11 protein-coding genes are annotated in these 11,319 nt (G+C 61.1%); 10 read left to right on the top strand and 1 reads right to left on the bottom strand.

Going from position 1 to position 11,319, the window contains the following annotated elements:
* Positions 1-1,044: chloride channel protein (locus VN623_RS07635; protein ID WP_325569738.1), on the bottom strand; the 1,044-nt coding region annotated here is incomplete at its 3' end.
* Between the two features lie 332 nt (positions 1,045-1,376).
* Here VN623_RS07635 and VN623_RS07630 point away from each other — a divergent pair.
* The 10 genes from VN623_RS07630 to VN623_RS07585 form a co-directional block, all read left to right on the top strand.
* Entirely contained in the window at positions 1,377-1,841 is a 465-nt protein-coding gene (locus tag VN623_RS07630; protein WP_325569736.1) for a MarR family winged helix-turn-helix transcriptional regulator, read from the top strand.
* A 59-nt stretch (positions 1,842-1,900) separates the two neighbouring features.
* Complete coding sequence (locus tag VN623_RS07625; RefSeq protein ID WP_325569734.1) at positions 1,901-2,572, top strand: 5-formyltetrahydrofolate cyclo-ligase; 672 nt, start codon at positions 1,901-1,903, stop codon at positions 2,570-2,572.
* A 68-nt stretch (positions 2,573-2,640) separates the two neighbouring features.
* Positions 2,641-3,330 carry an RNA polymerase sigma factor gene (locus VN623_RS07620; protein WP_325569732.1) on the top strand — a complete coding sequence of 230 codons (690 nt, stop codon included), beginning with the start codon at positions 2,641-2,643 and terminating at the stop codon, positions 3,328-3,330.
* Positions 3,331-3,418: 88 nt separating this feature from the next.
* Entirely contained in the window at positions 3,419-3,958 is a 540-nt protein-coding gene (locus VN623_RS07615) for a DUF4142 domain-containing protein (protein ID WP_325569730.1), read from the top strand.
* 12 nt (positions 3,959-3,970) lie between these two features.
* Complete coding sequence (locus VN623_RS07610; RefSeq protein ID WP_325569728.1) at positions 3,971-4,297, top strand: cupredoxin domain-containing protein; 327 nt, start codon at positions 3,971-3,973, stop codon at positions 4,295-4,297.
* 28 nt (positions 4,298-4,325) lie between these two features.
* The gene (folE, locus tag VN623_RS07605; RefSeq protein WP_325569726.1) at positions 4,326-4,943 is read left to right on the top strand and encodes a GTP cyclohydrolase I FolE; all 618 of its coding nucleotides are present in this window, start codon (positions 4,326-4,328) and stop codon (positions 4,941-4,943) included.
* Between the two features lie 391 nt (positions 4,944-5,334).
* On the top strand, positions 5,335-6,633 hold the full coding sequence (locus VN623_RS07600; protein WP_325569724.1) for a nitrate/nitrite transporter: 1,299 nt from the start codon (positions 5,335-5,337) through the stop codon (positions 6,631-6,633).
* 17 nt (positions 6,634-6,650) lie between these two features.
* Complete coding sequence (gene nirB, locus VN623_RS07595; protein WP_325569722.1) at positions 6,651-9,101, top strand: nitrite reductase large subunit NirB; 2,451 nt, start codon at positions 6,651-6,653, stop codon at positions 9,099-9,101.
* A gap of 5 nt (positions 9,102-9,106) precedes the next feature.
* Positions 9,107-9,436 (top strand): nitrite reductase small subunit NirD, encoded by a 330-nt coding sequence (gene nirD, locus VN623_RS07590; RefSeq protein ID WP_325569720.1) that lies wholly within the window; start codon positions 9,107-9,109, stop codon positions 9,434-9,436.
* Positions 9,437-9,444: 8 nt separating this feature from the next.
* On the top strand, positions 9,445-11,319 hold a 1,875-nt coding region (locus VN623_RS07585), incomplete at its 3' end, for a molybdopterin-dependent oxidoreductase (RefSeq protein WP_325569718.1).

The following is an 11,319-nucleotide window of genomic DNA, read 5'->3' as shown; positions in this document are numbered from 1 at the left end:
GCCGATGATGAGAAGTGGTGCAAGCACGCCGCCGGATGTACCCGAGCCCAGCGCCACGGACCAGATGATTGCCTTGACCGCCAGCAGGCTGGCGGCACTTCCCTCAACCAGCGTTCCCGAGAGTAGCTGCTGAATGCTGGCGTACCCGACGCTCAACGCCCGAGGATCGATCAAGCCGCCAGCTCCGACCACCACACCGCCGATCGCCGGCCACCACATCCAATGAATGGGAAGCTTCGAGAACAGGTCCTCGGCGGTATAGACCAGCTTCGTCAGCAGTCCTGAGAGCAAGCCACCTGCGGCGCCGATCAGTATCCACGCGCCCAAAGCCGAGACGGATACGTCCATGCCGCCATTGAAAGGAAAAAGCGGAGCCGGCATGTGCAGCAGCGTGCGCGCGACTTCGGCGACAATCGCCGCAACCGCAACCGGAACGAAACTGCGCGGCGTCCATTCAAAGAGCAGAAGTTCGACGGCCAGCATGATGGCCGCGATCGGTGTGCCGAACACCGTCGTCATGCCCGCGGCCGCGCCTGCCACCAACAGCGTTTTCCTCTCGTTGTCGCTCACCGGCAGCATTTGCGCGATGAGCGAGCCGATGGCGCCGCCGGTCATGATGATCGGGCCTTCGGCGCCAAACGGGCCGCCCGTGCCGATGACGATTGCCGACGACAGTGGCTTCAGCACAGCAACCTTCGCATCGAGACGGGATCGGCCGAGAAGGATCGCTTCGATGGCTTCGGGAATACCGTGGCCGCGGATTTTCTCGCTTCCGTAACGGGCCATGAATCCGATGATCAGCGAACCGGCGATCGGAACGAAAAAGGTCGCGAGGCCGAGCGGAGAGTCTGCAATGTTGGGAGTGGCCAGAGAGAATTTTCCGAAATAGGCGACGTTGGTGACGAGCCGGATGAGGCTCAATAGCCCGATCCCCGCTAAAACAGCGGCCGAGGCGACCAATGTCGAAATCGCGGCAATGAGGAGCACGCGCGCATCAGTGGTAAAATCGCCAAGTCGGCGAAGTTCGGCATTTTCGAGTTTCATGAAAGTTCCGCTTGGCTCGACGGTCGCTCGAAAAATGGCGCCGCCGCATATGAAGGTCGGGAAAGAACGGGTCGCTATACACCCGGATGATTTATATCGCAGTGCGATATAAATCATCAAGCTCGGCGGCTTTTGGCCCCTCCTCCAAAGCGACGCAGCAAAAAAACCTAGTCCAGCCAATGAGGGGGCCGTATTTATGGCGGTGCGGAAAATTCTAATGCTGTTATGGGGCTGTGATCCTTTCGATTGTGCGCTCCGGCGGCCACACAACGGTTTGGCTCTTTGCAGTTGTATCGCTAGCCGATACGCTACCGGATCAGCGGGAGCAGGACGTGACTAAAGTTCGAACAAGACCGGCCAAATCGCCCGCCGTCTCTCGCCGGGGACAAGGGCCAACGCTCACCAGCGCCGACTACGAAGCGCTCGCGGAGTTTCGCTACGCCCTGCGCAAATTCCTGGCATTCAGCGAGGAAGCCGCCCTGGCAATGGGATTAACGCCGCAGCAGCATCAGGCCCTGCTGGCTATCAAGGGGGCACCGGAGACAGATGCACTCAGCATCAAACAGATCGCCGAGCGTCTTCTGGTCCGTCACCATACCGCTGTCGGGCTTGTCGATCGCCTGGTCGATCTCGACATGGTCGAACGCACGATTGATTCAACGGATCGCCGCCGGATATTGGTCTCGCTGACGAAGAGCGGGCATTCCGCCCTGCATGGACTTTCGGCGATCCACGTCGCAGAATTGAAAAACATCCGCCCGACGCTGCGGAAGTTGCTACGGCAGTTCGAAACGTGAAAGCGCGATTGCGGCGCGGTTGATGTGCGCTGAGCCTTCGCAAACCATATGAGGCAACGATGCTGGACGGTGATATTCGCGATTGGAAGCAAGCGGTGACGAGCGGGCAGCCGGATCATTCACACCTAAACGTCGAAGCCGCCGATTCGACCGTGGCGGCGATACCGCACGATATCAAAGAGTGGCGCCGTGCAGAGCGCAAGCGACTGCTGGCCATGCGCCGAACCCATTGCGCCGAAGCCCGCGCACATGCGACGTCGACACTATTGGCCAACCTCACCAGCGTCTGCGAGAGCCTCAAAAGCGAGACGCTCGGCCTCTATTGGCCGATCAAGGGCGAAATTGAAATTTGCCGCTGGGCCTCGCGCTTCGCCGCCGCCCGGGGGATGAAAACCGCGCTTCCCGTTGTCGTCACCAAGAATAGCCCGCTCGAATATTGGCAGTGGCGCATGGGCGAGCCGCTGACGCGCGGCTTCTGGAACATCCCGGTCCCGGCAAGCCGCATCCCCGTCAATCCGACGGCCGTGATCATACCGTTGATCGGATTCCACAAGAACTACCGGCTCGGCTACGGCGGCGGCTACTTCGATCGGACGCTGGCCGCGCGCGATCCCAAACCCATCGCCATCGGTATTGGTTATGAGCTTTGCCGGCTCCCGGATTTCACCCCGTTACCGCACGACATCCCTATGGATTACATAGTCACGGACCGCGCTGTTTATTTCGGCTGATGTCCCCGGGAACCTTTCCTGGGGCCGTGCATCCATAGCAACGTGGTGCGTCAGAAAAGGTATCGAGCATGGCTCAATCGCTATTGACGGAGCAACCGAGGGCGGCCGAGGCCGACCTCGTCCGCAGAGCCGTCGGCAAGGATGAGGCAGCCATTCGTTCGATCATCCAGACGAACAACCGCCGTCTCTATCGTGTTGCACGTAGTATCGTGCGCGACGACAGCGAAGCCGAGGACGTGGTGCAGGAAGCGTATCTGCGCGCCTTTTCGGCGCTGCCTGAATTTCGCGGTGAGTCGAGTCTTGCGACGTGGCTCACCCGGATCGTGTTCAACGAGGCACTACAGAGGCGGCGCCGGCGCGTCGAACAGCCCGTGGCCCAGCCAAACCCGCCGCCGGAGACGCAGTCTCAGGTCATACCCTTCCCATTCGCCGGACATCGAACCGTGGACCCTGAGCACGTGATTGCCCAACGCGAGATATTCCGCCTGATGGAGCGCGCCATCGACGATCTGCCGGAAGACTTCCGCACGGTCCTCGTCGCACGCGTCATCGAAGACATGAGCATCGAAGAGACGGCTGACCTGCTTGGCCTCAAACCGGAAACCGTCAAGACGCGATTGCACCGCGCGCGGCGACTTCTGAAGAGCGCTCTCTCCGATCACATCGGGCCGCTCTTCAGTGATGTCTTCCCCTTCGACGGCGCACGCTGCGGCCGTATGACGGAAGCCTTGGTGAAGCGTCTCCTAATATCCGCCTGAAGGCGGGAACCTTTGCAGTCGAGCCCGCATCCAATCTCTCGATAAGGCAATGAGCCACTTTCGGCTCGCTATCAGGGAGGTATCGAGGATGCTCCACATCCATTCACGCGGCCGTTCATTAGGATTGGCTGCGGCATTCATTTTAGTCGGTGCCACCGTACCCGCGTTCGCGGCCGACAAGCCGTCCGATCCACAGATCGCGCACATCGCCTATACGGCAGGCGCTATCGACGTCAAAGCTGCACAGCAGGCTCTGCAAATATCGAAGAATGAGCATGTGCGCGCTTTCGCCAACGACATGGTCCGCGATCATACGGCCGTGAATGACAAGGCGTTGGCTCTCGTCAAGAAGCTTAACGTAACGCCCGAAGACAACGACACGAGCAAAGCTCTGACAAAGCAGGCCGACGAAAAGTCCGCCGAATTGGCTAAGCTTTCTGGGGCCGCGTTTGACAAGGCATATGTCGACAACGAGGTCGCATTCCACAAGACCGTGGACGGCGCGCTTGAGACGACACTCATACCTTCGTCATCGAACGGCGAATTGAAGAGCCTGCTCCAGACCGGCCTCAAGATTTTTGAAGGCCACTTGAAACACGCCGAGCATCTCGCAAGCACGTTGAAGTAAGGAGAAGTCCCGATGCGAACGGCAATGCGTTGCTCGGCCTTGGTTCTGCTGCTGCAAATCGCAAGCGCTCACGTCGGGATCGCAGGCGAGGTCGTACAAGTCAAAATCAACGACCTCGCCTTCTCGCCCGCCGAGATCACGGTCAAGGCCGGCGATACGGTCGAATGGGTGAATAACGACTTCGTCGACCACACGGCCACCGCAACAAGCGGCGAGTGGGATGTCATGATCGTTGCCGGGCAATCCGCTCGGCAGGAAATGACCAAGCCCGGCACGATCAAATACTTTTGCCGCGCCCACCCCGACATGACCGGCACGATCACTATCGTGAACAAGTAAAACAGAAGCGCCGAGATGGGAGATACCGGTGGACGCAATCGTAAAACCGTTGGCTCGAGACCTGCAGGCCGAGCACGATGACAGCAGGCCCGACAGATCGGAAGTCGAATCGGCATTGCGGACGATCATCCGCTGGACCGGCGACGATCCGGATCGGCCCGGCCTCCTCGAAACACCGGCCCGCGTCACGCGCGCCTTCGAGGAATACTTTGCCGGCTACCGGCAAGACCCCGCTCTCCTCCTGCAGAAGACGTTCGAGGAGATCGAAGGTTACGATGAGATGATCGTGCTCGGTGGCATTCCCTTCGAAAGCCATTGCGAACATCACTTGGCGCCGATCATCGGCCGGGCCTGGGTCGCTTACGTTCCGCGTGGCCGCGTCGTCGGCATTAGCAAACTTGCGCGCGTTGTCGATGCCTACGCCAAGCGCCTGCAGATTCAGGAAAAGATGACGGCCCAGATCGCCGACACGATCGAACGCGTTCTGCAGCCTCAAGGCGTCGGCGTCATCATCAAGGCGACGCATCACTGCATGACGACGCGCGGCGTACACAAACCCGGCACCGAACTAGTGACGAGCCGGATGCTCGGATGCTTTCGCGACAATCCGGTATCGCGGCATGAATTCCTCGCCGTCGCCCACTAGCGATTAGCGGTTCGAATTCTAATCGCGGTGCGCAGCGAACCCGCTGCGCACCTCAAATTTCATCGGCGATCATGCTAGCGGCAGCTCCGCTTCTATTGCGAAGCCGGAGCGCTGTGACCGCTTTCGCGTTGCACAAATTTTACGCCGATGCTTCCGCGGATTGCTAATTCTTTGGACTTGCGCGAGCCCGGCGCGAGTCGTCAAAAATTCAATAATACGCTGATTTAAATCGATAATTTTTGCATTCCTCAGATGGCACGATCTCTGCTTTTAGCGAGATCGACAGCGCCCAACGGTGGGCGCCCAAGGCACTCTGCCGTCAATGGCAGCGAACCCGGTTGCTTTGAGCTGATCAGGCGCAGCACCGCAGGGGCCGTACGGGGAGCAATGGATGCACGCACGCGAGGCCACAGCCCTCACGCCCAACAGCAATGAAGGGCGCGCACTTTGGATGTCGACGATCGCATTCACGGTCTGCTTCGCCGTCTGGACGATCTTCTCGATCATTGGCGTGCGGGTGAAGGACGAACTCGGGCTCAGCGAAACTGAGTTCGGGCTCCTCGTCGGCACGCCGATCCTTACAGGCTCGCTCGCCCGCATTGTGCTCGGCATCTGGACGGACCGCTACGGTGGCCGTCTCGTCTTCACGCTGACCATGCTGGCTGCGAGCATGGCGACGGTGCTGCTGGCCTTCGCGCACACGTATCCTGAGATGCTTGCCGCGGCCCTTGGCATCGGCCTCGCCGGCGGATCTTTCGCCATCGGCGTCGCCTACGTCTCGCGCTTTTTCCCAGCGCACCGGCAAGGAACCGTGCTCGGCATCTTCGGCGTCGGAAACGTGGGCGCGGCCCTCACGAAACTCCTCGCACCCGTCGCGCTCGTCGCCTGGGGCTGGCAGGCCGTGGCCGTCGTGTGGGCGGCGTTTCTCGCCATCACGGCAATCGTCTTCTGGCTGTCGACTGCTGACGATCCGGTTCTGATCGAGAGAAGGAAAACCGGCGCTGCGCCGAAGCCTTACCTCCTGGAGCTTACGCCGCTCAAGGACGCCCGCGTCTGGCGCTTCGCGCTCTATTATTTCTTCGCGTTCGGCGGCTTCGTGGCGCTGGCCCTTTGGTTGCCGCGCTATCTCATCGGCGTCTACAGGCTCGATATAGAAACGGCCGGATTGATCGGCGCGGCGTATTCTATTCCTGCCAGTATTTTCCGCGCGTACGGCGGCGTGCTCTCCGATCGCATCGGCGCCCGTGCCGTCCTCTACTGGAGTCTCGCGGTATCCGCCGTGGCGACGCTCGTTCTGTCCCTGCCGCCGACCGATTACGTGATGCACGGCGTCCGCGGCGGTATCGCCTCTCACTTTGAAATCGGATTGCTTGCCTTCGTCGCCATCGCATTCGTGCTCGGCTTCTTCATGAGCCTCGGCAAAGCCGCCGTCTTCAAGCACGTCGCGACGTACTATCCGGAGAATGTCGGGGCCGTCGGCGGATTAGTCGGCATGATCGGCGGCCTCGGCGGCTTCTTCCTGCCAGTTGCGTTCGGCGTTCTCAACGATGTCACCGGCCTCTGGTCGAGCTGCTTCATGCTGCTCTTCGCCCTCGTCGCCGGCTTGTTCGTCTGGATGGACATCTCGGTCCGGCGCCTTGAACGCCATCGGCCCGTCTCCGGTCAGACCTTTACCTATGCAGCAGAATGATCCGGAGGGGCCCGCACGTGGCTGAAAAACTCGTCGTTGTCGGAAACGGAATGGCGCCGGGCCGAATGCTCGAGCATCTGCTCGAAGCGGCTCCGGGGCGCTACGAAGTCACGATCTTCAACGCCGAGCCGCGCGTCAATTATGATCGCATCATGCTGTCGCCGGTTCTTTCCGGCGAAAAAGGCTACGAGCAGATCATCATCCACGGCGACGGCTGGTACATCAAGAACGGCATCACGCTCTACAAGGGCCACAAGATCGTCGCGATCGACCGCACTTCAAAGACCGTGTCGTCCGATCGTGGCGTAACTACCCCCTACGATAAACTGGTCATCGCGACAGGATCGACGCCTTTCATTCTGCCTGTTCCCGGCAACAATCTTGCGGGCGTCCTGTCCTATCGCGATCTCGACGACGTGCAGGCGATGCTGCTTGCTGCGCAATCGCGAGCTAAGGCCGTGGTGATCGGCGGTGGATTGCTCGGCCTCGAAGCTGCGGCAGGGCTCGAACAGCGCGGTATGGATGTCACCGTGCTGCATCTGATGCCGACGCTGATGGAGCGGCAGCTCGATACGGCTGCCGGCCATCTCCTGCAGCGCGCGATCGAGGCTCGCGGCATCAAGGTCATAACCAAGGCCTCAACCAAGCGCATTCTCGGTGAGCGCAAGGTCGAGGCAATAGAGCTAGCCGACGGAACGGTAATCCCGTGCACGCTGGTCGTCATGGCCGCAGGTATCCGGCCAAGCGCATGGCTCGGAAAAAGCGCCGGCCTGGAGGTCAATCGCGGCGTCGTGGTCGACGACCACATGCAAACGTCCGATCCTGATATCTTTGCGCTCGGCGAATGCGCCGAGGTTGGCGGACATGTCTATGGTCTCGTCGCGCCACTTTATGAGATGGCCCGTGTTGCCGCTGCCAAGCTCGCGGGCCAAGACGTGGCTGGATTCGTCCACAACGATACCCCGACAAAACTGAAAGTCACCGGCATCGACCTCTTCTCGCTCGGCGATTTCGCCGACGGCGATGATCGCCAGGAGATCGTGCTGCGCGACGCTTCCGCTGGCGTCTACAAGCGCCTCGTTCTGAAAGACAACCGCATCATCGGGACGGTGCTCTATGGCGAGACCGCCGACGGAGCGTGGTTCAACGACCTGAAAAAGAAACAGGTCGACGTCTCCGACATGCGTGAAACTCTGATCTTCGGCCAAGCCTATCAGGGAGGGTCGCCGCTGGACCCTATGGCGGCCGTTGCAGCCTTGCCAGATGATGCGGAAATCTGCGGCTGCAACGGCGTTTGCAAGGGCAAGATCACGACAGCCATCAAGGCGAAGGGCCTTACTTCGCTCGACGACGTGCGTGCCCACACCAAAGCGTCGGCCTCGTGCGGCTCATGCACTGGGCTCGTCGAGCAGCTGATGACGCTGACGCTCGGTGACGCCTACAATCGCAACGCCGTGCAGCCGATGTGCCCGTGCACGGCGCTCGGTCACGACGACGTTCGCCGCCTGATCAAGGCCAAGAGCCTCAAGACCATTCACGCGGTCATGCAGGAGCTCGAGTGGAAAACATCCTGCGGCTGCGCCAAGTGCCGCCCGGCGCTCAACTATTACCTCGTCTGCGATTGGCCCGGCGAATACGCCGACGATTATCAGTCTCGCTTCATCAACGAGCGTGCCCACGCCAACATTCAGAAGGATGGCACGTATTCCGTCATACCGCGGATGTGGGGCGGCGTGACGAGCGCCAAGGAATTACGCGCCATCGCCGACGTCGTCGACAAATTCGAAATCCCGGCAGTGAAGGTCACGGGCGGCCAACGCATCGACATGCTCGGCATCAAGAAGCAGGATTTGCCCGCCGTCTGGGCCGACCTCGGCAAAGCCGGCTTCGTCTCGGGACACGCCTACGCCAAGGGCTTGCGCACTGTCAAAACGTGCGTCGGAACCGACTGGTGCCGCTTCGGTACCCAGGACTCGACCGGCTTCGGCATCCGCATCGAGAAATTCATGTGGGGGTCGTGGACGCCCGCCAAGGTCAAGATGGCGGTTTCGGGGTGCCCGAGGAACTGCGCCGAGGCGACGTGCAAGGACGTCGGCGTCGTCTGCGTAGATTCCGGTTACGAAATCCATTTCGCTGGCGCCGCCGGGCTCGACATCAAAGGCACGGAAGTATTGGGCCTCGCCAAGACCGAGGATGAGGCACTCGAAGTCATCGTCGCGCTGGTTCAGATGTACCGCGAACAGGCGCGCTATCTAGAACGTATCTACAAATGGACGAAGCGCGTCGGCGTTGCGGAAATTCGCCGTCAGGTACTCGACGATCGCGAACGTCGCAAAGCCTTCTTCGATCGTTTCGTCTTTTCGCAGAAATTCGCACAGGTCGATCCCTGGTCGGAGCGTGTCTCCGGCCTGCACAAGCACGAATTCCGGCCGATGGCGACGGCCGGTCTTGTGCAAGCGGCGGAGTGAGCGCCATGAGATGGATCCCGATCGGCAACACGTCCGACATTCCCCAGCGCGGCGCGCGGTGTGTTGAAACCCCCATCGGGCGGATTGCAATCTTCCGCACGGCTGACGATCGCGTCTTCGCCCTCGACGACCACTGCCCGCACAAGGGGGGCCCGTTGAGCCAGGGCATCGTCCACGGCGCGGCGGTGACGTGCCCGCTACACAGTTGGGTCATCTCGCTCGAGACCGGCAAAGCCTTGGGCGCCGACGAGGGATGCGTGCGCACGATCCCAATCAAGATCGAAGGCGATAAAATCTTCATCGCGCTCGAGACCTCCGCGAGCCAGGCGGCTTGAAGCACCAGATGGCCCAACCGGCGATCGTCAAATCCACTTGCCCCTACTGCGGGGTGGGCTGCGGCGTGCTCGCGGAAGTCTCGCCCGGGGGCGACGTTGCCATCCGGGGCGACCCCGACCATCCGGCAAATTATGGCCGGCTCTGTTCAAAAGGCGCGGCGCTTGCCGAAACGATCGGCCGGGAAGACCGGCTGCTTTTCCCTGAAGCATACGGGCGGACCACCAGCTGGGACGACGCCCTCAACCTCGTCGCTTCGACATTCACGCAGACGATCGCCGAGCACGGACCCGACGCGGTGGCGTTTTACGTTTCCGGTCAGCTCCTGACGGAAGATTACTACGTCGCCAACAAGCTGATGAAGGGCTTCATCGGTTCGGCCAACATCGATACCAACTCGCGGCTGTGCATGGCGTCGTCCGTCGCCGGCCACCGGCGCGCCTTCGGCTCAGACACCGTGCCGGGATGCTACGAAGATCTCGAACTTGCCGATCTTGTCGTGCTCGTCGGATCGAACCTCGCTTGGTGCCATCCCGTTCTCTATCAGCGCATCGCCGCCGCCAAAGACAAGCGGCCCGAGATGAAAATCGTGCTCATCGATCCGCGCCGCACTATGACGGCGGACGTCGCCGACCTGCATCTGCCGATCAGGCCCGATGGCGACGTCGCACTGTTCACCGGATTGCTCAAGCATCTGGCGTCGAGCCCATCTCTCGACCGCACGTACATTGCCGCGCATACCAACGGTTTTGACGAGGCGCTGGAAGCGGCGGATGCATACGACAGTTACGATGTCGTGCAGCAGACGGGCCTCACGACGGCGGCGCTAGAAAAGTTTTACGCTCTATTCGCCGCGACCGGGAAGACCGTCACTGTCTACAGCCAGGGCGTCAACCAATCGTCATCCGGCACTGATAAAGTCAACGCCATCATCAACTGCCACTTGGCGACGGGGCGCATCGGCAAACCGGGCATGGGGCCGTTCTCTGTAACGGGCCAGCCCAACGCCATGGGCGGGCGCGAAGTGGGCGGCCTTGCCAACATGCTCGCCGCGCACATGGACATCGAAAACCCGGTGCATCGCGATCGCGTGCAGCGCTTCTGGCAATCGCCGACGATTGCGACGCAACCCGGCCTCAAGGCCGTCGACATGTTCCGCGCCGTCGCCGACGGCCGCATCAAAGCGCTTTGGATCATGGCGACCAACCCGGTCGTCTCGATGCCGGACGCAAATCATGTCGAAGCTGCGATCCGCGCCTGCCCGTTTGTCGTCGTCTCGGACGTCACGGCCGCGACGGATACGATCAGACATGCGCATGTGCGTTTACCTGCCGCCGCTTGGGGCGAGAAGAACGGCACCGTTACGAATTCAGAGCGGCGCATTTCGCGGCAGAAGAATTTTCTGCCGTTGCCCGGCGAAGCCCGCCCGGATTGGTGGATCGTTTCGCAAGTTGCCAAGCGAATGGGTTTTGCGAGCGCCTTCGAGTACGTCTCGCCCTCGCCGATTTTTGCCGAACACGCCGCGCTCTCAGGCTTCGAGAACGGCGGCACGCGCGATTTCGACATCGGTGCCTTCGCAGAGACCAATGACGCGCAGTTCGAACGGCTTGAGCCATTCCAGTGGCCGTCAGCGGCGAATTCCAAACCGACATCGCGCTTCTTCGGCAACGGCGGATATTTCACCATCGACGCCAAGGCCAGGTTCGTGCCGGTTCAAGCGTCTGTTCCGTCGCGCACATCCGAAGCGTTCCCGCTGACGCTCAACACAGGCCGCGTGCGTGACCACTGGCACACGATGACGCGCACCGGCAAAAGCCAGCGGCTATCACAGCACTTCGCCGAGCCCTATGTCGAGTTGCATCCGCAGGACGCGACGCGTCATGGT

Origin of the sequence: Hyphomicrobium sp. (genome assembly GCF_035572195.1) — a bacterium.
Classification (GTDB): domain Bacteria; phylum Pseudomonadota; class Alphaproteobacteria; order Rhizobiales; family Hyphomicrobiaceae; genus Hyphomicrobium_B.
Note: the sequence above shows the minus strand (reverse complement) of the source record. Positions and strands in the feature narration are given on the sequence as shown.